Raw genomic sequence first — 26062 nt, forward strand, 5'->3', positions numbered from 1 at the left:
CCACTGTCTCAATGAGGGAATTATATTTCCTTAATTCCACTTTTCGTTAACGTTATTTTGTCCGACCTTTTATAAGTAGCTAGGCATAATTAAACTTAAGACCTAGAAGAGCATACCGCCCGCGCAGCGGGCTATGCTCTCTGGTTTTGTTTTTTAATTATGCCGAACTACTTATAAAAGAATTCTTTTAATCAAGAGATAGAGATATTGCATTTTTTTCGATATATTCCTATATAATTTTGGTGAATAATCATTCCTACGCCAGAAAATCCATATACCTCGAAGTTCAGTAATGCAGCTATTATTTAAGCCCAAAAAGAATGTCGGTGAAGCATCTGAGACATCTTTGTTAGGGAAACAGAATCCCAATCGCGTGCGCGATCATTTAGCCAACGAGAGAACATACTTATCATGGATGCGCATGGCGATCGCCTTGTTAGGTGTGGGGGTAATTGTTGTACGGTTGCGCATTTTACGCCCACCGATGCTTCCTACTCCAGGGAATGGTTGGAAGCTAGGATTAGCATTTTCCATTATTGGGATGCTGACAGTGTGGCTTTCTACCCATCACTATTTTGCCGTGCGGCATGATATTGACGCAGATACCTTCGAGCCACCCGATCGCTGGGTTGTTTTGTTCAGTCTCGCCATTACGCTCATCGGTGCGGGAGTCATCTATTACGTTTTTGCAGCTCCCTTAGAACAAATGAACTTAGTCGTTCCTGATTGAGCCTGACCTTATTTTATTGACATTTTATTGATATTTTATTGATATTTTATTGACGCAGGATATCGCCAAACACTTTCGCGATCCGAGTTTGAAATCGTTGGCTATGGGTAAGCTTGAGAAAGGGACGGTTAATATTTAAGGGGGTAAAGCGATCGCCATTCACTACCCTGACTTCTCGCAATGTCCCTAACTGAAATTCCTTTTGTACCATCAGTTCTGAAATTGCGGCTGCTCTGACGCTACTCTCGATCGCTGCTTTTACCATTTCCCCACTACTGAGAACAAGCATAATTTTTAGCTGTGTAGGATTGATCCCCCACCTCAGTAAAGCCTGTTCAAACACCTGTTGTGTCCCTGAGCCTGACTCCCGCATCACCCAGGCCGTGTCATTGATTTCATCGATCATAATCTCTTGGCGATCGTACCAAGGATGTGCCTTACCAACTACGATTAATAGGCGATCGCTCGCAATTTCTTCTTGTTCGAGGATTTTTTGCAGAGGGGGCTTGACCTCGGCTTCGATCAAGCCGAGATCGAATAAACCTGCGGCGGTTCCATCACAAATTTCTTCGGTATTGGCAAGGGTACATTTGATAGAAATGTTAGGATATTTCTCTTGAAATTGGCTAATCTTTGCGGGCAACCAATAGTTGCCAATGGTCAGACTGGTTCCTAACTTCAGCTCGCCCCGTTGCAAATCATTTAACTCGCGTAAACCTCTTTCCATCAATTGGACGCGATCGAGAATATCTGTCGCTTCTGTCTGTAATAAAATCCCCGCATCCGTGATCTCAATATGGCGACCAATCCGATGAAATAACTTAACTCCATAACATTGCTCTAGACTTTGGACAGCGGCACTAACAGCAGGCTGAGTGATATATAGTTCTTCAGCAGCGCGAGTAAAGTGTAAATGCTCGGCTACTGCCAGAAAGATCCTTAATTGTTCGAGCGTCATTGAGTCTTGGATATCATCGTTATTGAGCTATTGGAGAATAATTCTACATCATCCCCAAATACCGCGAAATTAACGTTATATACTACAGTCCTTTGCCCTCAAATCCAAACCAAGAAATTTTTAAAAAATGTTGCGAAGCAACATTTTTTAAAAATTTCTTGTGGTTCGTTTGATCGATAATTGCTGTAAATATGCCGAACTACATCGTTACAAAATTGCTACAAAATTGCTACAAAATTGTTACAAAATTGCTCAGATTGGTAAAGAGAAATGAAAGTTCACCTTGTCGTATTCGCAACTCTATTTACTAGCTTAGCTAGCTTTTTAACCTTCGCAATAGATCGCTCTCAAGCTGCTCTAGAGTTTTCCCAAATCGCAAATTTATCCTCAAGCCCAATATCACAAAATGTTCCATTGCCAGAGACCTCGCATCAGAATGCGATCGCACGGCTATTAAATTCTCCGCAACTACAACCTGAATGGTTCGCCCCTGAATTTATTGCCAAGGTGTCAATTGCCCAAATTCAAGCCGCGATCGCTAGTCGGAAATTATCAGTTGGCGAATGTCGTCAATTTCAGGGGCAAGATGTCAGCTATCTAGCAGTTTGCGATCGCGGAAATATCCCTATCAAAATCAAACTAAATGCAGAAGGAAAAATTACGGCGCTTTTTTTAGGTAATCCGCAACAAACCCTCGATCAAGCTGTGTCAGGCTTTAAAAATTTAGAAGGAGAGGTGAGTTTATTGGTAACGGAAGGTAAAACCCAGCGAGTGGGACTTCGTGCCGATGCCCCGATGGCGGTCGGCTCTGCTTTTAAACTAGCAGTGCTTAAGGCTTTAAAAGAACAAATTGCTGGAGGTAAGTTCACTTGGGATAAAGTGATTGCCCTACGGTCAGATCACCAGAGTTTGCCAACTGGTTTACTCCAATCTTGGTCGGCAGGTTCGCTCCTAACCGTACAAACCTTGGCGGGGTTGATGATTTCCCTCAGCGATAATACCGCTTCAGATACTTTGATCGATTTAGTAGGCAGAGGAGAAGTAGAACGCTTCAGTCCGCGCAATCGACCATTACTTAAAACTCGTGAAATGTTTACATTGCGGGGTTCCAAAAACTCTGAGCTTTTGCAAAAATATCGGCTTGCTAATACTAGCGATCGCCTCAAGATCTTAGAATCTATCTCACGTCAGCCATTACCAGATATTTCTGACTTTATCAATAATCCCAAGGTATCTTTTGATGTCGAATGGATTTTTACAACTCGCGAACTATGTTCTCTAATAGAAGATGTAGGGGATCTGCCTTTAATGTCCTTTAATGCAGGAATTGTAGACCCCTCCGAATGGGCAAAAGTTGCTTTTAAAGGTGGTTCCGATGCAGGTGTTCTCAACTTCACAACGTTACTGCAATCAAAGAGTGGTAAATCCTATTGCGTTTCTGTCACTTGGAACAATACCAAACCTCTCAACGAATCCCAACTAACAACTTTATATAAAGGGTTGATTGACAAGCTCCCTAAATAGATGCAAATAAGCCCGATTGGCAAACGATCAATTTAGTTCAGCTTAGTTCAGCCTCGAATCACGGTAGAATGGATCGGTAGAATTGCAATTTAGAATTGCAATTCTAATTATTTATCCATCTGAATTTGAATTATGGAATGGCTAATCGGTACTGTAGCACTTGCAATCACTATATTTACTGCGACCAATATCGATGACATTCTAGTTTTAACTATTTTCTTCGCACAGGTTGATAGCAAATTTCGCCCTCGACATATTGTAATCGGGCAATATCTTGGCTTTACGGCTCTAATTCTTGCCAGTTTGCCAGCTTATTTTGGGGCTCTAATTATTGATCGCAAATTAATCGGCTTATTGGGAATATTACCGATCGCCATTGGAATTAAGCATTTATTGCCAAAAGAAGAAAAATTAACTGTCCAAACTCATCCTCACGGGGGAAAGAAAAAATCCCTATGGCTCGCTCCGCAGACCTATCATGTGGCGGTAGTTACCTTTGCTAATGGAGGAGACAATATTGGGGTTTACGTTCCTCTATTTGCCAGTAGTAATGCGGCTACTCTCTCGGTGACGATCGCGACTTTTCTGGTTATGATTGCAATCTGGTGTTATGCTGCCTTCCAATTCAGCAGTCATCCCGCGATCACTAAATTCTTAGAGAAGTACGGCGATGCGATCGTGCCTTTTGTGCTCATCGCTTTGGGAATCTACATTCTCTACGAGAGTCAAACTTATCAGTTATTTCCCTTCTTTTCCTTTAAATAAGTAGTTTTTCAAAGCCCAAAAGTAAAAGCCTTGCTAAGCAAGGCTTTTACTTTTGGGCTTTGAGAGAGGGTTTGCTACGCGAACCCTCTCTCAAAGCCCATTTCAAATTATCCCGAACTCACGTTTTTTTAGGAATAAATAAAACCTAATAGCATACTTCCTGCTATGTGGGCAGTATGCTATTAGCTGAGAAGTGACAGCGCTTTGCGCTGTCACTTCTCTTTTGGCTCACTATGCAGAATGGATTAACTTCCAGCTCACAGCAAGTAAAATCACAAAAATCAAATAGCGCAAAGACCTTTGAGGGGCTAGTTGGCATAGTTTCGCTCCCAATAAAACTCCTGGCACAGAACCAAGCCAAATTGGCAATACAATATGCCAATCAACAGTACCGAGGCTAAGATGTCCGAGGGATGTGAATCCGAGCAAAATTGCGGCTTGGGCGATGTCTGTCCCCACTAATTTGCGCGAATCTAGCTTAAAGAAGGTCATCAACACTAAAGCAAACAACGAACCAGAGGAAACGCTGGTCAAGCCCACCATACAGCCTAAGACAAAACCAATGATCACCGTTTTTATTTTGCCATTAGTAGTTTCTAGATCGAAAGTGGGAAAAGAAGGCAGAGATAGATTTGGGGCAAAAGTAGTCAGTATTAATTGAATTAAACCTGCGATCGTCACGAAAAAGATCATGGCTCCGATGGAAGGTAATAAAAATGAATCTAAACTCCATCCATAGAGTTGAATTAAGTGGAGAATGGCAACGCCTAACAAAGAGCCCGGAACGCTACCGAAGGCGAGCCATTTTACTACTTGGGTGTCAAGGGTTTCCTGCCGCCAATGACTGATACTTGCTACAGCTTTCATCATTGTCGCAGCGACAATATCTGAGCCGACAGCGATCGCCGCAGGTACATTAAACACAAAAATTAACATTGGAGTAATTAATGAAGCCCCACCAATTCCCGTCAATCCCACCACTGTCCCGACAATGAAACTAAAACCTGTTAGCAAAAAATAATTCATAAGAATAGGAAACTAAAGAATAAATAGAACAAATAAATAGAAATATTGAAGTTTTTGATTGAAGCTTAATTAGAAACCATTTAAGAATTGGATAGATCCCCCCCAGCCCCCCTTAAAAAGGGTGGAGCATTAAATTCTTCCTCCTTTTTAAGGGGGATTGAGGGGGATCTCTTAGAGCTTTTGACCGCAGAAAGTAATTCTTAAATGGTTTCTTAGATAAATTTTTTTTTAAACAGTATTAAAGGTAATGAACGTAATGCCTAGCTAACCTTAGCCTTGAGGATTCACAAAAGCAAGACTAAATTTCTGGTCAATGGGCAAAACTGCATTGAGATCGAGAATGTGGAAATAAACTAGAGCTGCAATTATCACCGTATAGGCAGTTGAAGTAATCACTCCTGAGAAGATTTCCTGCTTTAAACTACGCTTGCTCACCGTATTTTGCAGCATATCCTTTGCTCCGATCTGCATGAGCACAATGCCAACTAAATTTGATAACCAATAACCAGCGATCGCCGCAGGAAAAAACCAATTAGCTTGCCATAAACCCACTACATAACCAAAACCATAGGCGATCGGCAAATTAATTATTAGATCGTTCCACCAGCAAAGGGGTGAGAGCAAGTATCCCACTACCAAAAAAATACCACCCTTAATTTTTTGGACAAAACTTTTTGGGGCGGTGTTTACAGGGGGTAAATCTGATGATGGGGCAATATCTAAACTGGGTTGGCTAGTAATTTCAGGTTTGTGTAAAGTTGCCATAAATCTACTGTATCATCGTGTAATTACCGTATTTTATACTGACGGGAGCATTTATCGCAAATTCGGTAAATAAAAAATCAAAATTATAGCTACAGTCACTTGAATTAGGACAAATCAAAACCCAAGAATTAATTGGCGGCGCTTCGCGCCGCCAATTAATTCTTGGGTTTTATGTCCTAGCACACTTGGCGACAGCTATATTACTAATGTCCGAGTTCTCTAGAGCGTCCTAAATCTAAATTATTCATAAAAAATAGGACATCGACTCCAAAAAGCGGCGCGAAGCACCGCCACTCATCTTTCCTAATCTCTCGCGTAGCTAGGCGCAATTAAATATAAAACCCAAAAACCTGTAGCGCACGCGCAGCGTGCGCTACAGGTTTTTGGGTTTTAATTATTTGGTGAAGGCTATGCTTATTTACTGATCGAGAAAGTTGGGATATTACTTTCAATCAAGCGATTGATATCTAATAATTTGGTATTACTTTCACCCACAATCAGGGGCAGATTGCCATTCCATTTATCAATGACTTGTTTTTGTAAAAGCTCAGGCGACAGAGTTTCACGCAAAATTCTTTGAGACTCCCCTTCACCTCGCGCTAAATTTACCTTTGCCTCGGCTTCTTTAATCGCTTTTAGCGCAATAAAATCTGCTCGTTTAGCTTCCTGCTCTGCAATTTGCTTCGCTTCTACTGCATCACTAAAGCGCTGGGAAAAATGTACATGAACGAGCGAGATATCATCTACGGCAATATGATAGTCAGCCAGTCGCGAGGTTAACAGAGTATCGACTTCATTTTTGACATATCCGCGTTTGGTAATAATTTCTTCGGCGGTATATTCCGCCATTACAGCCTTTAAGACCTCTTCCACCGCAGGATCAATAATGCGATCAATAATTGCAAGGCGATCGCCGATTTGCTGAAAAATGACATTGGCTTGTTCGGGAATAATATGCCAGTTCAGGGCAACATCGGTAAATACCTCCTGTAAGTCCTTAGAGGAAGCCTCCGCCGAAATTTCTTGCTTCTGTAACCTGACGCTCAACTTTTTCACCGTCTGTACGATCGGGATGATGGGGTGAATTCCTTCATCAAGAATTTGTGGTTGCACCTTGCCAAACTGCATCAGTACGCCGCGCTCGCCGACATTCACGATCACAAAAAAGCAACAAAGGAAAGCTGTGCATAAAATTAGTCCTGCTACTAGCTGAAACATTCTCAAATCAGCATTTTTTCGATTGACTTCACGAATACTTTGAGGATTAATCGAGCTATTAGTTTGACCATTGAGCAGCCTATCAAGCGATCGCATATCACTCACAAATTTAATTCCAAGCAATTTATACGCAAAAAATTTATGTTGAGAATTAGCATATAGCACTTTTTAAAAAAGCGGGATATGGGAGATTGTTTCGTATAGCTGTCGCCAATTGTACTAGGACATAAACCCCAAGAATTGACTAGCGGCGCTTCGCGCCGCCAGTCAATTCTTGGGATTTGATTTGTCCTAAGTCAAGTGACTGTAGCTATAAGTCGAATAGTCTACTAAGTAGCTGGTAAGTGGCTGGGCATAATTAAAAGCCAGAATCAAAAGCTGTAGCGCACGCTGCGCGTGCGCTACAGCTTTTGGGATTTATATTTAATTGATATTTAATTGCGCCTAGCTACTTAAGGTAAATTTCTTAATTAATGACAATTTAGCACAAATCTACGGTAATTACATAGACATAGCGTATTAATGGTGTTACAACTATTCTTATTTCAATTTTGTGAGGAACGATGAGTATTCTAGTTCGAGATATTTCAAAGCGATTTGGTGATTTTCAGGCAGTCGATGATGTTAGCGTATCAGTGGAAAGTGGTTCTTTGGTTGCCCTGCTCGGTCCATCAGGTTCGGGTAAATCCACTTTATTGAGAATTATGGCAGGTTTGGAAATTCCCGATCGCGGACAGGTATGGATTGAGAATGAAAATGCGACCTATCGTCCTGTCCAACAACGTCAGATTGGGTTTGTATTCCAGCACTATGCCTTATTTAAACATTTAACCATTCGCCAAAATATTGCTTTTGGATTAAACATTCAGAAGGTTGCCAAAGCTCAAGTAAAACAGAAGGTAGACGAGCTATTAGAACTGATTCAACTTAAAGGTTTAGGCGATCGCTATCCATCTCAATTATCAGGTGGTCAGCGTCAGAGAGTCGCTTTGGCAAGATCCCTCGCCGCCCAACCCAAAACCCTTCTCTTAGATGAACCCTTTGGCGCTTTAGATGCTAAGGTTCGTAAAGAATTAAGAACATGGTTACGGGATCTCCATGATCGAGTCCATGTGACGACCATCTTTGTCACCCACGACCAAGAAGAAGCAATGGAAATTTCCGATCATGTGGTCATCATGAACAAGGGTAAGGTCGAACAGATTGGCACACCTGCGGAAATTTACGATCGCCCTGCTTCAGAGTTTGTCATGCGCTTTATTGGCGAAACCAATATCATTTCTAGCGCCAAGCGGCACTTCCCCTATCTAGAGATTTCCGATCGCGATCGGGTATTTTTACGCCCTCACGATCTTCTAATTCAAGCGGAACCTGAAACTAACTTCGCTCCTGCCATTGTTAGTTCCGCCTTTAACCTTGGCTGGGAAGGTCAAGCCGAACTCGTACTCAAAGACGATCAAAAATTGATTGTCAAGCTCGAACGCGATCGCTTTGACAGTTTGGGCTTACATCCTCAAAAGGAAGTCTATGTCAAACCTTTGAAAACGAGAGTATTTGCGGAAGCTATTTAAAAGCTATTTAATAGCGATAGCGAGGACAAATCAAAGCCCTAAATATGAGTGGCGGTGCTGCGCACCGCCACTCATATTTAGGGCTTTATGTCCTCAGCAAATTAGCTAAATTTCGTAATGCCATTGCTCGGAACTATCAGCAAGAAACAGCAACTTACGCCCTTTACGTGAGAGAAAACCACCCTTTTCTAAATCATTAATAATACGCGTTACGGTCACCCGCGTCGAACCAATTAACTCTGCTATTTCTTGATGGGTTAATTGCAGTCCAATTAATCTGCCTTGACGATCATCTTCACCGAAACGATTAGTTAGCCAACCCAGTAATTGACGTAAAGCATCATCCTTAGCACGGCAATGGGAAATCTTTAATAGAAACTCATTAGTCTGACTATGGCGAATTATTTCATTTACATAATTGCCCCAATGCGATCGCGAAATCTCGGTTAATTGCACATCAGTTAAACATTCCATCTCGTAGGGATTTAAATTAGTTAGCTCACTGCCAATCACATCGCCATGCGCCCATAATCCTGAGCAGATAACCTGTCCGTCTTCTGTCCAAGTCAGCGATCGCACCACCCCAGACTCGATTTTCCATAGGTAGTTATCTCGGCGAGATATCATTTCACGACGCTTATAAACATGAGAAGCTGCTGTTTCGACGTAAATCATCTTATATCCAGTCGGCAAACCGTAGATTATATTTGTATTAGGTTAAAAAGTATTGTATCGTACTAAGTACGGTATTCCCATCAAGATACCGTAATTTTTTGTTTCTCCAGTTTTTTGTAATAAATCTAAGCTCCTATGAAAATTGCGCAAAGCATTACTCAATTAGTTGGCAGTACGCCTCTAGTAGCATTGAATAACATTCCGCAGAGAGACGGTTCTTTAGCCAAAATTGTGCTCAAGTTAGAAAGTCTTAACCCCTCCTCTTCCGTCAAGGATCGGATCGGGCTAGCCATGATCGAAGATGCCGAAAATCAAGGTTTAATTAGTCCTGCAAAAACAGTTTTGGTGGAGCCTACTTCGGGGAATACTGGGATTGCCTTAGCCATGGTGGCCGCGGCAAAAGGCTATCGTTTGATTCTGACAATGCCTGAAACCATGAGCTTAGAACGTCGGGCGATGCTAAGAGCCTATGGAGCGGAGCTAGAGTTGACTCCTGCTAGTGAAGGAATGCGCGGAGCAATTCGGCGGGCAGGAGAAATTGCTACGTCAAAACCTAATGCCTATATGCTGCAACAGTTCAAGAATTTGGCAAATCCCGCCATCCACCGCCGTACTACCGCCGAGGAAATTTGGCAAGATACTGATGGGCAGGTAGATATCGTTATTGCGGGAGTAGGTACTGGCGGTACGATTACAGGCGTAGCGGAAGTAATTAAGGAACGCAAACCCAGCTTTAAGGCGATCGCTGTCGAACCTCTCAACAGTCCCGTACTATCTGGGGGCGTGGCTGGAGCCCATCGAATTCAGGGGATTGGTGCAGGATTTGTGCCTGAAGTTTTACGAACAGATTTGATTGATGAAGTCATTGGGATTTCCGATGACCAAGCGATCGCCTATGGTCGTCGTCTGGCACGAGAAGAGGGATTGTTATCGGGCATTTCTTCAGGGGCAGCCCTTGCGGCTGCTATTGAAGTTGGTAAGCGCGAAGAAAATCGCGATCTTTTAATTGTGGTAATTCAACCTAGCTTTGGGGAACGTTATCTCAGTACCCCTCTATTTCAAGATGCCGATCTTATTTCTTCCTCATCAACTTCTACCCACCGCTAATCCATCCAAATCTATCTTTCAAAATATATGGAATTATCTTGTAAGGTTGATTATGCCTGTATTGCTCTACTAGAACTTGCCCTTCGTCACAAGCAGGGTAAGCCTACTTCTGTTAGTGAAATTGCGATCAGTCAGAGGATTCCTATCCGCTATCTCGATCAAGTTATGGCAATGCTAAGGCGGGCAGGCATCATTAAAAGCCAACGTGGGGCTAAAGGGGGCTATCACCTTGCGCGGGAGCCTTGGCAAATCAAGCTTACAGATGTAGTGATTGCCTTGGATGGCGAAGCATCCCAAGAGCAAAAGGATTCTACATTGCTCACCGCCGAAAAATCCGCAGTGATTGATATGTGGGAAACCGCAAAAGTTGCTTCGTTTGATATTCTTCACAAACATACCCTTGAGGATCTCTTAAGAAAATGCGAAGAGAAAAGGCAATCTGATGTCATGTTTTACATATAAAAATCCTTAGTAAGACAAAAGCAACGTAAGAGATAGCCAAAGGATGAGTGGCGGCGCGGAGCGCCGCCACTCATCCTTTGGGGGAATAAGAGAATGATGACGCAAAGCGTCATCATTCTCCTTTATTTTCTTATTCGGCTTTATAATATGCGGATGGAGAGACTCGAACTCTCACATCAAAGATACTAGAACCTAAATCTAGCGCGTCTACCAATTCCGCCACATCCGCTGGGATAGGGTGTTTTTTGCACCGAATAAAATCATACAGCAATCTTGTGTAATTGCAGCATAAAATTTTTAATTTATGCTGCTGGTTGGTAATTACCTGCCCAAAGCTGCCTTTACCATCTCTGTTTTCTTGCTATACAATCATTTTGATTAGCTAATTGATCTGCTTAATCTATGATTTTCGCTCTGAGACTATTTTTAGCAACCTACCTTTTAGCACCTTTGCCGAACATTTCTATCTAGTGCATATCCATAAGCCTCAAAAAATCGATCTAGAGCAAATATATCCCTGCCCTTGCCCTCGCAGACGCGGAAAGCTAAAGCCGATCGCTTTGACAGATGCTTTTGGTTGCGATCGCTGTCCTCTGTTATTTCAAATCGAAGATGACGGCTATAGTCTGTCACAGTTGGGCGGGCTTGATTCGCAAAGACACCACTGGCAATGGACTGGTAAATGGCAAACGATCCACGATGGCAATCGTCAGGATTGGCTAGAAAAGTCTTTGACCTACTGTGCCTATCTGTTGTTTGTCGCCTTGATTATTCTTTGGGCGCTCAATCTCAGATCGACTTTAGGTATTCCCCTAGCCATTTTGTTGTTTACCCTTTTGGGTTTGCTAATATGGCGTTTGCTCGTGATTCGTCGTCGCGATATTTAACAATTATTTATTACAAGTATGTCACCAGAAGACCTTACAGGCTTCATCTACAAGTCCCATGCTGCGGCTTTGCAACTAGTGCAAATTTCCACCAGAGAACGAGATAATTTACTCCTAGAAATTGCCAATAATGTAAAAAAACATAAAAATGCAATTTTAGAAGCAAATACGCTGGATTTAGAAGCAAGCCGAGATATGGCTGTACCCGATCTGGTACTAGAGTGGCTAAAACTAACTCCCGAAAGGCTTAATAACGCGATCGAATGTCTGAATCAACTGGCAAATCTGCCCGATCCGCTCACTCTACATGTGGGTATCAATGGCTATCAGCGCGTCCCCTTAGGGGTTGTCGCTTTTGTGTATGAGGGTTTTCCCCAGTTGGGGCTAATTGCATCGGCGATGTGTCTTAAGGTTGGCAATACGATCATTCTTAAGGGGGGGGGCGAGGGTACACATACCCAAGAGGCGATCGCGGCGATCGTTAAAGATGTCCTAGTTGCGAGAAATTTCCCTGAGGCATGTGTGAGCAGTGTGCCAACGGGTATTGCGCTTAAAGAATTAATCGTCCAAGAAAAATATTTGCGTTTGGTTATTCCCTACGGTCGCCCTAGCTTCGTGCAGCAGGTGAGCAAACAGGCGACGGTCTCTGCCTTGCCGATTTCTATGGGTAACTGCTATCTCTATCTATCGGCTTCTGGGAAGCTAGATTTTGCCAAAGAAATAATTTTGAACAGCCGCAAAGGCGATCCCGATGCGGTAAATGCGATCGATAAGGTGGTGGTACATCGATCATGGTGCGATCGCGGATTGGGGGAATGGATTTGCCATCTTAAAAAGCAGGGCTTGGTGGTGCGTGGCTGTGCAGAGACAACTGCCTATTTTCGGCAATTTCTAGAGGATAATGATGCGGTGATCGCGGAAATGCATCTAGATGCGAATGCACAAGCAATCTATTCTGAGGATATCTGGGGACAAGCGTACTTAGACGAGACGATCGCCATCAAAATTGTAGATGATATGGAAGAAGCGATCGCTTGGATCAATCAATACAGTAGTGGTCATGCCGATGTATTGCTGACGGACTCCTTATCCGAACGCGATCGCTTTGTCAGTCGGATCAATAGCAGCACGATCTTTGTCAATGCCCATAGCCGTTTTAGTCGCTGTTCTAAACTTGGTGATAGTGGTAATGCCAAAATTGCTTTGGGGATGTCCAGTTTAAAAACCCGTGGCGCATCTAGATACCCAGGAGTAATCGATATCTATGCCCTCACCACCACAAAACAAGTATTGACTAGTTCGTGGTCTCAATAATATTGGCTCCGTGGAGCCAATATTGTATGGCTACAGTCACTTGAATGAGGACAAATCAAACCCCAAGAATTGACTGGCGGCGCGAAGCGCCGCCAGTCAATTCTTGGGGTTTATGTCCTAATACACTTAGCGACAGCTATAGTAAGCCCCATTCCCAATAAGTTATACCAATTCCCAAAAGTGTGGCTACACTTTTGGGAATTGAAAACCAAACCCAGTCAGGGTTTTCAAAGCACAAAATGGCGTAGCCATTTTGTGCTTTGGTATTAGCTATAGCGCTGAAGTAGTGATTCTAGTTTCTCCACAGGCGATCGCGGCGGAAAGCGTGGTAATTCCTGCTCCTGTTGGCGATCGCTGAGCAAACATAGTACGGGGATTTCATATTGGTAGCGGTCAAACCAGTCGGGATTGCTGTTGATGTCTCTAATTTCTAGGTCAAAGTTAATATTGTTCTTCTGCTTGACCTGCTGCAATTTCGCGATCAATCCCTCGCAGAGACAGCATTCTGGCTTGCTATACAAAATTAGTTGCATGGATTTGACGAAATCTTGATTAATTTACTTCTATCATGTTATATTAGTAGCCCGACAAGGACGCATAGCTCAGTTGGTTAGAGCACCACGTTGACATCGTGGGGGTCGATGGTTCGAGTCCATTTGCGTCCATAGCTAATATCCCCTCTCAGTCAACATGCTGCTCTAACCAACTGAGCTATGCGTCCCTGACGGGCTATTTTACTATAGCGATCAGACTTAGAATCCTCAATAAAAACCACAATAAAACGGCTTGTCACTCTCTAACCCTAAAAGAGAGAAATGACAGTTTTTAACAATAACGGGACGATTGCGATCACATTTGACCATAGAAAAAAAAGGTTTGTGTTGAGCGGTTTAGGAGATTACAGCGACTCCAAGCAGCTTCAACAAGTAAAACAAACTGAGCTACGCATTAAATCAGATCGTAAATCCAATAATTTTCCTTTTACTGACAACGAATCTGTGAAGCTGTTTTATTTTCCTAGCTCAGAAGATCGTCAACAGATGATCGCTAGGACTATTGCAACTGAACGTAAAGCGGACAAACTTAATCCATCCTTGCTTAGTATTTGGGACAAATGGGTCGTCACACTAGGTTTGTCTCAAGCGACCTTAAACAATCATTATCATTCCTGTAGACAAATGATCTTGATGAGCAATCCCAAATCACAAGATGTGAAGTGGTTTGATTCTATAAGAGATGGTCTTTCAGCACGCACATTTAATGAACGTAAATCGATGCTCAAAACTTGCATTGATTGGGCTATCAGCAACGATCTAGTTTCAGGTAAAAATCCATATGAATCAGTAAAAACGAAAAAGAGTGAACGGAGCGATCATGCTAAACCTTTTTCTAGAGATGAAGTAGCAGCAATTATTGAAGCTTTTGAATCAGATTGGTTCGTCCATAAATCCTCTCATTTTTCTCACTCTCACTATGTCCCGTTTATCAAGTTCCAGTTTGTGACAGGTTGTAGAATTGGGGAAGCAATCGCTTTGCAGTGGAAACACGTTGACTTTGCGAACCGTAGGATCTTGATTGAACAAGCGTTAGGACGTGATCTAGCATCTAGCCCAAATGCTTCTAAAAAGATTCTCAAAAGTACTAAAACTGGTGCGATCGGTTTTGTCCCTATGAACGATCTCTTATACGATTTGCTACTCGCGCACAAACCTATAGATGCTAAACCTACTGACTGGGTTTTTAAAGGACATCGTGGCGACTATATCAGCACATCAAGTTTTAGAGATACTTGGAAACTGGTTCTATCTCATCTAGATATTGAGTATCGCTATCCCTATCAGATGAAACATACGGCTTTGAGCTTTGTTGCTACTCAACAAGGTCTGCTAGCAGCTTCTAAACTTGCGAGACATTCAGATATCACTATGGCAGCTAGACACTATGCAAGGTTTGTAGATGAAGTAAAACTCCCTGATTACGGTATCTAAACATTGAGAGAACAGCTCACTAGAATCAATCTGGTGAGTCTGTTATTTTACCGATCGCACTAATAAAACAGAAATATACCGATCGCACTAATTGCATGAGTATAAATACTTAGTCGGCAACAGCGCTAACCCAAAAAACTTTTTCTTCTACGGGCTTGCTTTTCTAGGATAAACTTGTTACCTTGTATAACCATAGAGAAACGCAAGGCAATGTGACAAGCGCAAACACTCTACCTCATCTATTAAAATGGTATAGACGGCTGTTCTTAACAGCTAGTGGTAGTTTAGTTTTTCCTCTTATCTCAGCTTTATAGTAATTTACTATAAACGTTGTAACCAATGTGGGTTGCAATTAAGAGATGCTGTAAGCAAACCACAGTTTTCCGTATCAAACTGCAAGATCTAATCATAGAAAAAAAGTAGGAAAAGATCTATTTAAAACCCTACATACAATATTTATAACTACCAGAATAATAAAGCAGATAACTATGTAGAGAGACTACATAGTTTTTTTGTGTTTATTTCCTAGGTTGTACCTATTTCTATGAGTTTCCTAGTAAGGATATCCCTAGCTATAGCAGCTTTGGGAACTAACGTTTTACTTGCTAGATATTCAAGTTTTTCTGTAAACTCCTCATCTAAATAAACACTAAGTAATTTAGCATTTCGTAATACTGATTTTCTACCTTTTGTCATTATCAAACACCTTATTTCTTTTATATCTTTATTATATCATTTTATCATTAAGATATGTTAAAATATAAGAAGAAAAGAAGAAAAAGTTTTCACAATCAGTTGATTTAAACTAGGCAATCTGATCTCGCTTCTAACAAAAAAGCATCACTCCTTCAATAGTGATGCCTACCTATTCGTATATTCATTAATAAACAAAAGAAATGATTAATAACTCTATTCCTACTAATATTATAACCCATAAATTGTTGCTAGACGATACACTATATCAGAGCAAACCAAATAATGTTGCTGCAATTAATAATAGAATCGTAAATTATCCTGTAGATATTGATATTGTTAAATTTAGCAAACAGATTACTAGCCCTAATGGTAAAAGTTGGATTCCTGCTTATCTTCAAGGTGCTAGAAAGAATGATGCTTGGAAATCACAATCAGTTTTTGCGCTTGATTTTGACAACAAAGATTCTAAAACAAAATTACAAGTTTCTGAACCTATAAGCTTTGAACAAGTACTAGAACGTTTGAAAGATTTTGGTTTAGATTGCGCTTTTACTTACACTACTTTCAATCATACTGATACTTGGCATAAATATCGCGTAGTTTTTCAGATTAAAGAACCTGTGATAGACAGAAATCTTCGTGATAGCGTACAAGCTGCACTTATGTTTTTATTCCCAGAGTGCGATAAAGGTTGTAGAGATGCCTCTAGAATTTTTTATGGTGGTAAAGATATTGTGTACACCAACTATGACCACTACTTAAATTTGGATTTACTATTTCAAGCTGCTGATTTTTATGCAGTCAGAAATTCGAGTAGTAGTAATATGAAGCGCGATCTAACAACAGCAAGAAAAAAACTAGGTGTGGGGAAAATTGAAGTAAATACGATTACGCCTATATTTAATAATATAGGGACAACTGTAAATACTTCAAAAATTAAAAAAGTTGATAATGTTGATTGGGTTGAACTTAGAAAACAAGTAAAGATCCTTGATGACTTTATGAAACCTGATATCAAACTGTTAGATCCGCAACTCTTAGGACTTGCTACTAACTTGATATATCTTAGTGGTGGTCAGGACTTATATAAAAAGTGCTTACTTGCTAACCCTGATTATAACTACAAAGAAAAAATACAAAAACTTCAATACTGTAAAACCTCAGATTATCTACCAATGAGGTTAGAACGCTTTTCACCCGATCAAGGAGATCACTGTTATTTAAACTTACTAAATGCAACCCAAAAGAAAAAGACCATAAGAACGAAGCAGTTTCAAAGTATGCCAGTAGAGAGAGCAAGACAACTGTTAATAGACACATTAAAAACTGTGATTGCAACACAAGATACTAATGTTCATATATTTAAAGTCGCAACTGGACTAGGAAAAACCAGTAATTGTATGAATCTTAGTAATGTACTGTTATCTCTACCAACCCACGATCTAAAAAATGATGTGTCAAAGCTAATGCAGCAAAAACAAATAGATCACAAATGTACGCCTAGTGATGAAATGCTACCTCAACATATTAGAGAAAAAGTATCTCTGCTTTACGCTATTGGAGCTAATACTGAAGCTACAAGTTATTTAAAAGAGATGGCTGAAATTTATCCAGAAGTAAATCAATATCGCTTACAAAACTTTAGCTGTTATAGATCGCAAGAAACAGTGCTTACAACCCACCAGAAAGCTTTATTCATAGATTGGGAACATGACACAATTATTTTTGATGAAGATATATTTCAAGTGTTACTACCTATTGAGTCTATTGACCTAGCTGACCTATTCCGTCTTGAGAGTAAAATTAGTAACTCTAACGATAAAACCAAAATAACAGCATTAATTAACGACATTAGAGAAGGAAGGGTAAACACCCCTAGAACTATGGATCTTAAATTTGAAGATTTAGAAAGCATAAAAGATGAAGTATTAAATAACGCTGCTTTTACTTCACCTATCTTGCACTTTTTTAATGCTAGTTATTTTCAAGCTGAAGATGCAAAATCTGGTGATATCACAAAAATTCGTTTTATTAGTAGTTATATCGACAGACTACCTCAAGATAAGAAAATTATCATCATGTCTGCTACTGCTGATGAAACTTACTACAGGTGCTTATTTGGTGATCGCGTTAGGTTTTACGATATTTCTAATGTAGATACTACTGGCTTCATTTCTCAAGATACTAGATATTCATTAAGTCATAGCTCTCTTAATGAACATCTTGACTACATGACTGAACGATTAATAGAGAACGGTCAACCAACTATTACTTTTAAATCATTTGGCGCTCATTTTATGAGCAAAGGAGTAGATGTTGTTGAAGATATATATTTTTACAACTGTACGGGACGTGACAAACTGAAAGGGGAAAATATTAACGTAGTTGGAACTCCACACCGTCATCCAATAGAAATTGCTCTATATGCGAAGGTATTAAATCTACCTGTTGTTACCGATGATTTTGACATAAAAAACTTTCATCAGCAAACCGTAGAACACAATGGTTTTAGATTCTGGTTTAACACGTATAGCAATCTACACCTAAGAAATCTTCAGTTCCACTTTATTGAATCAGAACTAAAACAAGCCATTGGTAGATCAAGAGTTAACACCGAACTATGTATAGTAAACCTCTACTCTAACTACCCACTTCCTGAAGCTTGTGTTACAGATCAAGAAAAAGCACTAGGTTTGCAGAGCTTTGCACATAGAGCTAATAGTTCTCTCTCTGATTTCGATAATGAAACCGACCTCTATATACCTACAGACATTACAGATAGCAATTATTGCTATAGAATCTCTGAATATGAAGCAGTACCATATGATCAATCTGAATATGATTCGTTACCTGACGATCTGATTGATTCCACTGAACTGGATTATTCATATATGTAGGGATGCAAGTAGGTAGGTTATTATATGTTTGGTAATACCTACCTACAGTTAGTTAAATTTCTCTTCTACGGTCGTTCAAATATCATCTGATACTCATGTTTTTAGCTCTTGTAAGCTCTTGGATATTCCAAAGGTAGAAAGGTAGGTAAATGCTATTGCAAGTTTTAAAATGCAAATAAACATAGAAAGAAAAGGTTTGTTTTTAGAGTGTATTCACTTTTTCTTCTAAGGTATTGCAAGAAATTCGTGACTTTCGTGTTTCACACCCTAACTGGTCATCTGTACATCAAACAGAGGATGGTTATGAACTCTCTTATTCTATAGTTGGTGATCTTGCATTGCAAGCTGTAACACAAGCTGGACAGTATTATAAGTTAAATGTCCCGCTTACGGCTGAGTATGCTACGGGCAAATCGTGGAAGGAATGTCACTAAAATCTCGTTCGGAGTTGAGATCTATTTTTGAAGTGTTTTTACTCCTGAAACCTATACACAGTAACATTTTTGTCGTTCGGACATGTTTAAAAATATGTTGTATTATTGTCGAGGAGATCCTAGTAATAAAGTCAGTATCTCCAATGTCCATCTATGTTTACAAATTAAATTAAAAGGAAATTACTATGTCTATTGAAATCGTTAAGCCTGTTATTGTTGACAACGTTGAATTTTATGTGAGTGCTGATGGAACTCAAAGTGGTGTGTCACAAAGTGGTCTTGCTCGTCTATGTGGTGTTGGTGAAAATGCTATTCGTAAAATCATCGTGAATGACCCTCGCACTAAAACACCCTCAAAAGCTCTAGAATCCTTTGTGGGTAACGTTTTTCACCTCGCACTTAGTTCTGATAGAGGTGCTAAATTTGTGACAACCGAAGCTGCAACAGAGATTGTATGTTCTATTCAAATCTTATCTGAGAGTGCCGTATATCGCGTTTGCAGCCTCTTGTATCCCCAAAACATAGGAACATAAGCAAACGCTATTACAAGTCCCAAAATGCGAATAAACGTAAAAAAGTAAGATATGATCCCTTATTTTCTTCTATGTTTAAATAGAAAATCTCACAGTGATTAAATTTAAATAGAACAACATTAAAGTCTACTAAGTAGCTCTTTCTTTTTCTTGTTAAACTCTTCTTGTGTTATAAAACCATCGTTAAGTAGTTCGCCAAGTTCTCTGATTTTGTTAGGGATATCTCCATTTGTAGGAACATCAAAAAAATCTGGTTTTTCTTTATGCAGTTCTTCTTGCTCAGACTCAATAGGCTTGTTTCCAATGATGTTCAGTAAAGTAGATGTACTACCAATAACTCCATTAAAGTTTTTGCTCATATCTGTTGAACTTGACATACTACCTGCTAAACTTGCCCCTTTCTGGATGACTTGAATAAGCGCTTTTGCTTCTTTAGCGTACTCTCGAACCAAAGCGGCTTGAGAATCTGATGATGCTTCCGAAGCTCCAGCAAAAATCTCAGCTATTCCTAGATCTACTAGCCATTTAGGGATCTTTTCAATATCAGGAGACTTCTCATATCCATAAACTGCTTTATATGCAAAGTGTTGACAGTTCTTATGGATTTTATTATATTTACAGCCATGAAACTCCTCATAAGCTTCTTTTATTCTTATTTGATTAGTCTTGTCCTCTAAAGACCATCCACGAGGAGCTGATTTCTCTAAATTCCAATCACCACTACTAGGAATGCTATTAGTTATAGGATGTGGCTTGTTTATATCCGTGATACAAACGTTACAGATTCCATTTACTTCAATCATCTCCATTACTTGAGTTTTACTTATTACAAAACCCATATGTACATTTTTCCCATATATTCCCCGAAAGCGTAAAACTGTCCCCTCACTAAAATTAAGCACTGTCATACAAAAAAGCTCCAAGGTATATATTTTAGTACTTGCTGATATTGTTAAGCAAAAATGGCTAACTATTACCTAACTTCAGCTAATAATTGTGTTAGTATTTGGCTAGGAATTTACTAACGTATTCTCTATGACATTTACTGATGAGCAGTTTCTACAAGTTTTTACTGAATGGGACTTAGAAACTCTATATACCGATCTTGCTTCAGCAAAAGGTAGGAGATTAACACCCGTAGAAAAACTACATTTGAGAGGCTTACTTGCTGGTCATAGTCCATCAGAAATTGCAGAAAAGCTTAGTAAAAGTGCTAAAGGTGTAGAAGTTGATCTTTGTAGCACCTTATATCAATATGTCAAAAGCCTAGTTGGTAAGTCCAACGGTAAAGTAGACAATTGGAGAAGCATTACTGAATGGCTAGAAGGTGCTGGTTACAAAAAACAGATACCAGTTGATGTAACATCAGATGATTGTTTCTCAGTAAAAATCCTAGTCAAAAAAGCTAAAGTAGTTCTTGAAAAAAATCAAATAGCGATTGATATCAATTTACGAATAATCGCTCCTAATTCCTCAGAAATTAGTTTAGATAAAGAAGAAGTAGAAGTTGTAGAAACTGCTCCCTCTATATCTTTAGAATAGCAAGAGTTTGTATTAAGTATAAGTATTAAATTCCTTACACACTATTTTCTATGTGCTTTTCTTAGTTCGTAGGTTCTCAACTTGAGTTGACCGAGCCACACCATAAACCATCTCTCTAGCCCAATGCTCGCAGTTATAAAGAAGCTTATTCCATAGTTTATCTTTAGCTGCGATGAACTTCTTTCTTGACTCATCTATGCGAGACTCTATTTGACTATCAGAAACTGATTCGGGACGCTCTTTAAATAACCATTCAGAGTTATATGGAGAGAAATATACATGACCCAATCCAACTTTAAACAAAAACTACTGAGTTACGAAAAACAAAGAATTAAACTGAATATTATCTTAATTTGCAACCTAATAACATAACTCACACCTTGCTAAGTATAAATACTCATGAAATAAAGACAATCTACCCTAGTATTACAAGAGGTATGTAGCAAGAATAAGTATTTATACTTACTACTTGAAACATCACTTCTTTTCTATGGCAGTTTTTGATCTTGTATTGAGTATTGCTTTCTCAGTATAAGATTGTGACAGTCGGGGTTTAGATATTTGCTTACAATATTGTTGATAGTTAAGGGAAAAAGTAACCTATCCTCAATAAAATTCTCAATAAATTGACTTAAAAAGCTATTGTAAACACTTGAAATGCTTGCTATAATAGGGTTTCAACCGAGTGACTAATCACGTTGACATCGTGGGGGTCGATGGTTCGAGTCCATTTGCGTCCATTTGCATTAAAACCCAATGAGAGAATGGCGACGCTTTGCGCCGCCATTCTCTTAACCCGAAAGAAGAGAGGCGGCGCTTCGCGCTGCCTCTCTTCTTTCGGATTAAGCAAACCTTATGTTGCTATAGCTAATAAGTCAGCAATTTGTTTAGCTAGTTGTTTGAGTTTGAGTGGTTTGCTGATATATCCATTCATGCCTGCCTCTAAACACCGATCGCGATCGCCTTCCATCGCTAGGGCAGTGAGGGCGATAATGGGAGTATTAATCAAGTTAGGATCGAGACGGATTTGTTTGGTTGCTTCTAGTCCGTCCATCGTTGGCATTTGAATATCCATAAGGATGATATCGGGCAAGTTTGCTTTAGCTTGAGCCACAGCTTCTACTCCATTTCGGGCGAGGATGACGCGATAATTGATGGCAGTTAGATAGAAACAGAAGGTTTGGATATTTGCCTCATTATCTTCAGCTAATAAAATAAGCGGTGGATTGTCGAGATCGACATCCTGTGAAGATAACGTTGTCGAACTTGGTGCGGAAGCGATCGCATTAGATGGGGGCATTTCATAGGGTAGGGCAACTGTAAAGCAACTACCTTGTCCGATTTCGCTCTCGACCATAACCAGTCCGCCATGTAGATCGACAATCTGTTTGACTAGAGCTAGTCCTAAACCTGTGCCTTCGTACTCACGGTTGAGGGCGCTATCGACTTGGACAAAGGGCTGAAAGAGTTGTCGCAAGTCCTTGTCGGCAATCCCAATACCATTATCCACCACTTGAAATACGATCATCGGTGAATTCATGGTTATAATTCGTTGGGGGATTTTTGCTTCTCCTTCCCATTCATTGCCGCAACCGACTGCGACGATCAGACTGATTGCCCCTCCATTTGGAGTGAATTTGACAGCGTTGGTAAGCAGATTGATCAATACCTGTTTGATGCGGCGCTCATCGATATTGATGCTTTTTATAAGCGGTGGAATATTGCTATGGAGTTGCACTCTCTTTTGAAATGCTTGCTGTTTAACAAAGGTCAGACTAGAATCACAGAGGTTTTCGACTGAGACTAGTTCGATATCCAATACCATCATCCCTGATGACATTTTGGATAGATCGAGAATATCGTTAATCAGTGATAGTAGATGTTTGCCGCTTGATTCAACTATAGAAATCGCCTTTAATTGTTTTTCATTCAGCGAACCAAAAACCTCATCTTGAAGGGTTTCTGAAAATCCTAAAATGGCATTTAGCGGCGTGCGGAGTTCGTGGCTCATGTTAGCGAGAAATTCATCCTTGAGCCTTGTGGCGCGGAGGAGTTCTTGATTCGCTGTCTGCAACTGAAGTTCTGCTTGTTTGCGATCGCTAATATCAAAATTAATCCCAATAATACTTTGAGGATTACCATCCACATCCCGTTTGAGCGTTCCATAGGCTTTGATAAAGTGAATACTGCCATCGGGATGCACAACTCGGAACTCCGTATCATATTCATCTATTTGACCCGAAGTAATTTGTTGAGTCGTTATCTCACTAGCTACACGATCATCGGGGTGTAACGCAGCAATCCACATTTCGTAGCTAAACTGAGGTGTTGTTTCTTTGGAAACTCCATACAGTTCGTACATCCGATCGTCCCAAAAGGCAATATTGTCTTGAACACCCCATTCCCAACAGCCGATCGCCCCAGATTTAAGCGCCAAAGCTAGGCGATCGGTTGTATGCTGTAAGCGCAATTCGGCTTGTTTGCGATCGCTAATATCCGTTAATGTACCAATATAACCCGTAAAAATACCATCCTCATTCAGTTCGGGCATAGCTTGGCAATAGAAGTAGCAAATTGTGCCATCGGGTTTGAGGCATCTTCCTTCCCCTTGGTAATATACTTGTTGCTTGATCGCTTGAGTCCATTGTTGATAGAGTTGCTCCCGATCATCGGGATGAATAGTCTGAAGCCATCCATAACCAAGAGCTACGCTAGGTTCTTGTCCTGTAAGTTGAGACCAAAAACCATTGACGTAGGTACATTCATTTTTTTGATTAATTTGAAAAATTGCCACAGGAGCCGCCGCCGCCAGATTCGCAAAGCGTTTTTCGCTCTCCCTCAAGCTTTCTTCAGCAAGTTTGCGATCGCTAATGTCGTTAGAGCAACCAATCAAGCGAATGGGGTTTCCCATTGCATCCCAAATGATCGAGAGCCGCAAGCGTATGTAAATTATTTTGCCTGATTTGGTCTGATTCCGCAGTTCAATCTCATGGGTTCCCTTTTCCAGTAACGGGCTAAAGACGGTGGGTTCCATAATAGCCAAATCTTCATTTAGATAAAGCATACTAACGTTCAGCCCGATCGCCTCATGAGCCTTGTATTCATAGAGTCTCTCCGCCCCAACGTTCCAAGTTAGGATCGTGCCATCTATCGTCGCAGAAATTACCGCATCATGAATCTGCTCCAGCATTTGCGATTGCAATTGAATGGCTTGAGTACGTTCTTTGACTTTTGTTTCTAAGGATTGATTGAGTTCTAGTAGTTCTTGCTCGGCGCGTTTGCGATCGCTGATGTTGCGAATCAACCAAAATAGTTGCGGCTGACTATTCATAGGATTGATATTTTGGATGACGCTAATTTCGGCAGGAAAAAAATCGCCCTGACGCTTTTTTAGCGTAATTTCCCAAGTTGTTTTGGCATTAGTTGAGGATAAACAATGATGAAACTGGCGGTCGAAAAAATCTCTATTATCCAAGGCAACAAATAGATCCAATGGCTTGCCTAAAATATAATCACGCCTTATCGCAAGTAGTTCTAAAGCAACTTGATTTACTTCTGAGATCTTGCCCGATAGATCCGTAACCAGATAGCCATCAGGTGCGAATTCAAAAAGATTTTGGTAGCGATACTGTTCATATTCCAGTTGTCGATGCTGAATGATTTGCTCTTCAGTGGTAATCCTCAATTCCTCGACCGTACATTCTAAATCCGCACTTACTCTTTCTAATAAATTATTGCGCTCTTCTAGTTCTTTTTGCTGACTTAAGAGTAGCGACTCAATCCTTCTGCGTTCGGCAAGCTCACTTTGAATTTGTTCAAAAGCGATCGCTTGCTGAATGGAGATAGCTAACTTCACCGATAGCCGCTGCAATAACTGAATATCGGATTCTTCCCAAACCCTTGGAGCCGAGCATTGATGCATAATTAACAAACCCCATAAAATGTGTTTGTCAGCATTTGGCAACAGAATTGGCACAACCAGATTGGCGCGAACTTGAAATCTTTCGAGCAATTTAATATGACAATCTGTCAAACCAGCCCTATAAATATCATGGGCAGCAAAAAACTTTCCCTCAGCATATGCGCCCCCAAGATTTTCGCGAAAACAAGTATCTTCAACTTGTGCTTTTAAGCAGGACTGCCAAGGTGAGACGATATCTTCGGCAACAACCGTGCCACTCATATCTGGGTTGAATTGATAAATAATAGCGCGATCAGCATTAATAAATTGACGTACCTCCCTCACAATGGCGTTCGAGATATCTTCTAAATTTAGAAATTCGCGAATTCGCAGCGCAATTTCAGAGGTTAATATGTGCTGCTGTTCCGATCGCCGCAGTTGATGCATTAGTAAGGTTTGCTGGAATACTTGCCTAATCGTTGAAGTGAAAGATTTCGCAGTAATATCCCCTTTAACCAAGTAGTCAGTCGCTCCTAATTTCATTGATCGTACGGCTCTCTCCTCGTTTCCTAGCCCCGTCAACATAATTACAGGAGTCTTTTCTCGCGTACGATCCAAGTTGATTGCTTCTAGAAATTCAAAGCCATCGCCATCGGGCAAATTTAGATCGGTCAATACAATATCGGGCTGCTGCGATCGCCACAGTTCCAAACCTTCCTCTAGGCTTCCTGCTTCGATAATACGATAGCTATTCTCTGAGTCCGATCGCAGATAACGTGAGTAGGTTAAGCGATCGCTTTCCGAATCCTCCACGATCAAAACGGTTGCTATCGGTGTTTCTAGAGGCAAGTTTAGCGATTGCCAAGGCTGAGAACTTGGAGATTCAGAACTGTCCATAATCATAATAGGTTTAGCAAAGCCGTAAATTTTAACCAGTGCTGAAATATGGATGGAAAGGGTTGCAATATTGCAATCCCCCTCTTGTTTTTAGCATATAACAATTAGAGTGTTATGGTCGTTTCATGACGATTAAATCCAGAATCAAGCCCTGTAGCGCAAGCACAGCTTA

21 protein-coding genes and 2 tRNA genes are annotated in these 26062 nt (G+C 40.5%); 13 read left to right on the forward strand and 10 right to left on the reverse strand.

Annotation, left to right across the window (positions count from 1 at the left end; genetic code table 11):
- Nucleotides 1–292 precede the first annotated feature (292 nt).
- Nucleotides 293–730, forward strand: a complete 438-nt coding sequence (locus PseudUWO310_RS07930) for a YidH family protein (RefSeq protein ID WP_190315944.1) — start codon at nt 293–295, stop codon at nt 728–730.
- A gap of 46 nt (nt 731–776) precedes the next feature.
- Here PseudUWO310_RS07930 and PseudUWO310_RS07935 read toward each other — a convergent pair whose 3' ends face one another.
- Entirely contained in the window at nt 777–1688 is a 912-nt protein-coding gene (locus PseudUWO310_RS07935) for a LysR substrate-binding domain-containing protein (RefSeq protein WP_142600152.1), read from the reverse strand.
- Between the two features lie 270 nt (nt 1689–1958).
- Between PseudUWO310_RS07935 and PseudUWO310_RS07940 the strand changes: the two genes are divergently transcribed.
- Entirely contained in the window at nt 1959–3212 is a 1254-nt protein-coding gene (locus tag PseudUWO310_RS07940) for a serine hydrolase (protein ID WP_142600153.1), read from the forward strand.
- A 132-nt stretch (nt 3213–3344) separates the two neighbouring features.
- Nucleotides 3345–3977, forward strand: a complete 633-nt coding sequence (locus PseudUWO310_RS07945; RefSeq protein WP_142600154.1) for a cadmium resistance transporter — start codon at nt 3345–3347, stop codon at nt 3975–3977.
- A 231-nt stretch (nt 3978–4208) separates the two neighbouring features.
- Here PseudUWO310_RS07945 and PseudUWO310_RS07950 read toward each other — a convergent pair whose 3' ends face one another.
- The 3 genes from PseudUWO310_RS07950 to PseudUWO310_RS07960 all read right to left on the reverse strand — a co-directional run bounded on the left by PseudUWO310_RS07950 (nt 4209) and on the right by PseudUWO310_RS07960 (nt 7082).
- A complete protein-coding gene (locus PseudUWO310_RS07950) occupies nt 4209–5003 on the reverse strand; it encodes a sulfite exporter TauE/SafE family protein (protein WP_142600155.1) in 795 nt (264 codons plus the stop codon).
- 270 nt (nt 5004–5273) lie between these two features.
- A complete protein-coding gene (locus PseudUWO310_RS07955; protein WP_223805578.1) occupies nt 5274–5768 on the reverse strand; it encodes a hypothetical protein in 495 nt (164 codons plus the stop codon).
- A 414-nt stretch (nt 5769–6182) separates the two neighbouring features.
- The gene (locus PseudUWO310_RS07960; protein WP_142600190.1) at nt 6183–7082 is read right to left on the reverse strand and encodes a prohibitin family protein; all 900 of its coding nucleotides are present in this window, start codon (nt 7080–7082) and stop codon (nt 6183–6185) included.
- Between the two features lie 467 nt (nt 7083–7549).
- Here PseudUWO310_RS07960 and PseudUWO310_RS07965 point away from each other — a divergent pair, with 467 nt between their 5' ends.
- Nucleotides 7550–8557, forward strand: coding sequence for a sulfate/molybdate ABC transporter ATP-binding protein (locus PseudUWO310_RS07965; RefSeq protein WP_142600156.1), 1008 nt, complete (start codon nt 7550–7552; stop codon nt 8555–8557).
- Between the two features lie 105 nt (nt 8558–8662).
- On the opposite strand, the gene PseudUWO310_RS07970 is transcribed toward PseudUWO310_RS07965, so the two are convergent.
- The gene (locus tag PseudUWO310_RS07970; protein ID WP_055076698.1) at nt 8663–9232 is read right to left on the reverse strand and encodes a Crp/Fnr family transcriptional regulator; all 570 of its coding nucleotides are present in this window, start codon (nt 9230–9232) and stop codon (nt 8663–8665) included.
- Nucleotides 9233–9367: 135 nt separating this feature from the next.
- Here PseudUWO310_RS07970 and cysK point away from each other — a divergent pair, with 135 nt between their 5' ends.
- Together cysK and PseudUWO310_RS07980 are read left to right on the forward strand one after the other, a co-directional pair.
- The gene (gene cysK / locus PseudUWO310_RS07975; RefSeq protein WP_142600157.1) at nt 9368–10339 is read left to right on the forward strand and encodes a cysteine synthase A; all 972 of its coding nucleotides are present in this window, start codon (nt 9368–9370) and stop codon (nt 10337–10339) included.
- A gap of 27 nt (nt 10340–10366) precedes the next feature.
- Nucleotides 10367–10801 (forward strand): RrF2 family transcriptional regulator, encoded by a 435-nt coding sequence (locus tag PseudUWO310_RS07980; RefSeq protein WP_142600158.1) that lies wholly within the window; start codon nt 10367–10369, stop codon nt 10799–10801.
- 148 nt (nt 10802–10949) lie between these two features.
- On the opposite strand, the gene PseudUWO310_RS07985 is transcribed toward PseudUWO310_RS07980, so the two are convergent.
- Nucleotides 10950–11030 (reverse strand) — tRNA-Leu (locus tag PseudUWO310_RS07985).
- 157 nt (nt 11031–11187) lie between these two features.
- Between PseudUWO310_RS07985 and PseudUWO310_RS07990 the strand changes: the two genes are divergently transcribed.
- Both PseudUWO310_RS07990 and PseudUWO310_RS07995 read left to right on the forward strand, forming a co-directional pair.
- Complete coding sequence (locus PseudUWO310_RS07990) at nt 11188–11688, forward strand: hypothetical protein (RefSeq protein WP_142600159.1); 501 nt, start codon at nt 11188–11190, stop codon at nt 11686–11688.
- An 18-nt stretch (nt 11689–11706) separates the two neighbouring features.
- Nucleotides 11707–13002, forward strand: a complete 1296-nt coding sequence (locus tag PseudUWO310_RS07995; protein WP_142600160.1) for an aldehyde dehydrogenase family protein — start codon at nt 11707–11709, stop codon at nt 13000–13002.
- Between the two features lie 266 nt (nt 13003–13268).
- Here PseudUWO310_RS07995 and PseudUWO310_RS08000 read toward each other — a convergent pair whose 3' ends face one another.
- The gene (locus PseudUWO310_RS08000; RefSeq protein WP_142600161.1) at nt 13269–13535 is read right to left on the reverse strand and encodes a glutaredoxin family protein; all 267 of its coding nucleotides are present in this window, start codon (nt 13533–13535) and stop codon (nt 13269–13271) included.
- Between the two features lie 58 nt (nt 13536–13593).
- Between PseudUWO310_RS08000 and PseudUWO310_RS08005 the strand changes: the two genes are divergently transcribed.
- Nucleotides 13594–13667, forward strand: a tRNA-Val gene (locus PseudUWO310_RS08005).
- A 150-nt stretch (nt 13668–13817) separates the two neighbouring features.
- Nucleotides 13818–14990: a tyrosine recombinase XerC gene (gene xerC, locus PseudUWO310_RS08010; protein WP_142600162.1), complete on the forward strand. Its 1173-nt coding sequence runs from the start codon at nt 13818–13820 to the stop codon at nt 14988–14990.
- Between the two features lie 525 nt (nt 14991–15515).
- Here the strand turns inward: xerC and PseudUWO310_RS22815 are convergent.
- Nucleotides 15516–15686: a hypothetical protein gene (locus PseudUWO310_RS22815; RefSeq protein WP_190315945.1), complete on the reverse strand. Its 171-nt coding sequence runs from the start codon at nt 15684–15686 to the stop codon at nt 15516–15518.
- Nucleotides 15687–15886: 200 nt separating this feature from the next.
- Between PseudUWO310_RS22815 and PseudUWO310_RS08015 the strand changes: the two genes are divergently transcribed.
- Both PseudUWO310_RS08015 and PseudUWO310_RS08020 read left to right on the forward strand, forming a co-directional pair.
- Entirely contained in the window at nt 15887–18583 is a 2697-nt protein-coding gene (locus PseudUWO310_RS08015; RefSeq protein ID WP_142600163.1) for a hypothetical protein, read from the forward strand.
- A 619-nt stretch (nt 18584–19202) separates the two neighbouring features.
- A complete protein-coding gene (locus PseudUWO310_RS08020; protein WP_142600164.1) occupies nt 19203–19550 on the forward strand; it encodes a hypothetical protein in 348 nt (115 codons plus the stop codon).
- Nucleotides 19551–19669: 119 nt separating this feature from the next.
- Here PseudUWO310_RS08020 and PseudUWO310_RS08025 read toward each other — a convergent pair whose 3' ends face one another.
- Complete coding sequence (locus PseudUWO310_RS08025; RefSeq protein WP_142600165.1) at nt 19670–20458, reverse strand: SHOCT domain-containing protein; 789 nt, start codon at nt 20456–20458, stop codon at nt 19670–19672.
- Nucleotides 20459–20585: 127 nt separating this feature from the next.
- On the opposite strand from PseudUWO310_RS08025, the gene PseudUWO310_RS08030 reads away from it, so the two are divergent.
- Entirely contained in the window at nt 20586–21092 is a 507-nt protein-coding gene (locus PseudUWO310_RS08030; RefSeq protein WP_142600166.1) for a helix-turn-helix transcriptional regulator, read from the forward strand.
- A gap of 853 nt (nt 21093–21945) precedes the next feature.
- Here PseudUWO310_RS08030 and PseudUWO310_RS08035 read toward each other — a convergent pair.
- A complete protein-coding gene (locus PseudUWO310_RS08035; protein WP_190315946.1) occupies nt 21946–25890 on the reverse strand; it encodes a PAS domain S-box protein in 3945 nt (1314 codons plus the stop codon).
- Between the last annotated feature and the right edge of the window lie 172 nt (nt 25891–26062).

It is taken from the genome of Pseudanabaena sp. UWO310 (genome assembly GCF_006861605.1).
Taxonomy (GTDB): Bacteria; Cyanobacteriota; Cyanobacteriia; order Pseudanabaenales; family Pseudanabaenaceae; genus Pseudanabaena.

Excerpts from the sequence above, each read along its gene's own strand:
- PseudUWO310_RS07930 (WP_190315944.1), top strand. The coding sequence starts at position 293 with ATGCAGCTATTATTTAAGCCCAAAAAGAATGTCGGTGAAGCATCTGAG.
- PseudUWO310_RS07935 (WP_142600152.1), bottom strand. The coding sequence starts at position 1,688 with ATGACGCTCGAACAATTAAGGATCTTTCTGGCAGTAGCCGAGCATTTA.
- PseudUWO310_RS07940 (WP_142600153.1), top strand. The coding sequence starts at position 1,959 with ATGAAAGTTCACCTTGTCGTATTCGCAACTCTATTTACTAGCTTAGCT.
- PseudUWO310_RS07945 (WP_142600154.1), top strand. The coding sequence starts at position 3,345 with ATGGAATGGCTAATCGGTACTGTAGCACTTGCAATCACTATATTTACT.
- PseudUWO310_RS07950 (WP_142600155.1), bottom strand. The coding sequence starts at position 5,003 with ATGAATTATTTTTTGCTAACAGGTTTTAGTTTCATTGTCGGGACAGTG.
- PseudUWO310_RS07955 (WP_223805578.1), bottom strand. The coding sequence starts at position 5,768 with ATGGCAACTTTACACAAACCTGAAATTACTAGCCAACCCAGTTTAGAT.
- PseudUWO310_RS07960 (WP_142600190.1), bottom strand. The coding sequence starts at position 7,082 with ATGCGATCGCTTGATAGGCTGCTCAATGGTCAAACTAATAGCTCGATT.
- PseudUWO310_RS07965 (WP_142600156.1), top strand. The coding sequence starts at position 7,550 with ATGAGTATTCTAGTTCGAGATATTTCAAAGCGATTTGGTGATTTTCAG.
- PseudUWO310_RS07970 (WP_055076698.1), bottom strand. The coding sequence starts at position 9,232 with ATGATTTACGTCGAAACAGCAGCTTCTCATGTTTATAAGCGTCGTGAA.
- cysK (WP_142600157.1), top strand. The coding sequence starts at position 9,368 with ATGAAAATTGCGCAAAGCATTACTCAATTAGTTGGCAGTACGCCTCTA.
- PseudUWO310_RS07980 (WP_142600158.1), top strand. The coding sequence starts at position 10,367 with ATGGAATTATCTTGTAAGGTTGATTATGCCTGTATTGCTCTACTAGAA.
- PseudUWO310_RS07995 (WP_142600160.1), top strand. The coding sequence starts at position 11,707 with ATGTCACCAGAAGACCTTACAGGCTTCATCTACAAGTCCCATGCTGCG.
- PseudUWO310_RS08000 (WP_142600161.1), bottom strand. The coding sequence starts at position 13,535 with ATGCAACTAATTTTGTATAGCAAGCCAGAATGCTGTCTCTGCGAGGGA.
- xerC (WP_142600162.1), top strand. The coding sequence starts at position 13,818 with ATGACAGTTTTTAACAATAACGGGACGATTGCGATCACATTTGACCAT.
- PseudUWO310_RS22815 (WP_190315945.1), bottom strand. The coding sequence starts at position 15,686 with ATGACAAAAGGTAGAAAATCAGTATTACGAAATGCTAAATTACTTAGT.
- PseudUWO310_RS08015 (WP_142600163.1), top strand. The coding sequence starts at position 15,887 with ATGATTAATAACTCTATTCCTACTAATATTATAACCCATAAATTGTTG.
- PseudUWO310_RS08020 (WP_142600164.1), top strand. The coding sequence starts at position 19,203 with ATGTCTATTGAAATCGTTAAGCCTGTTATTGTTGACAACGTTGAATTT.
- PseudUWO310_RS08025 (WP_142600165.1), bottom strand. The coding sequence starts at position 20,458 with ATGACAGTGCTTAATTTTAGTGAGGGGACAGTTTTACGCTTTCGGGGA.
- PseudUWO310_RS08030 (WP_142600166.1), top strand. The coding sequence starts at position 20,586 with ATGACATTTACTGATGAGCAGTTTCTACAAGTTTTTACTGAATGGGAC.
- PseudUWO310_RS08035 (WP_190315946.1), bottom strand. The coding sequence starts at position 25,890 with ATGGACAGTTCTGAATCTCCAAGTTCTCAGCCTTGGCAATCGCTAAAC.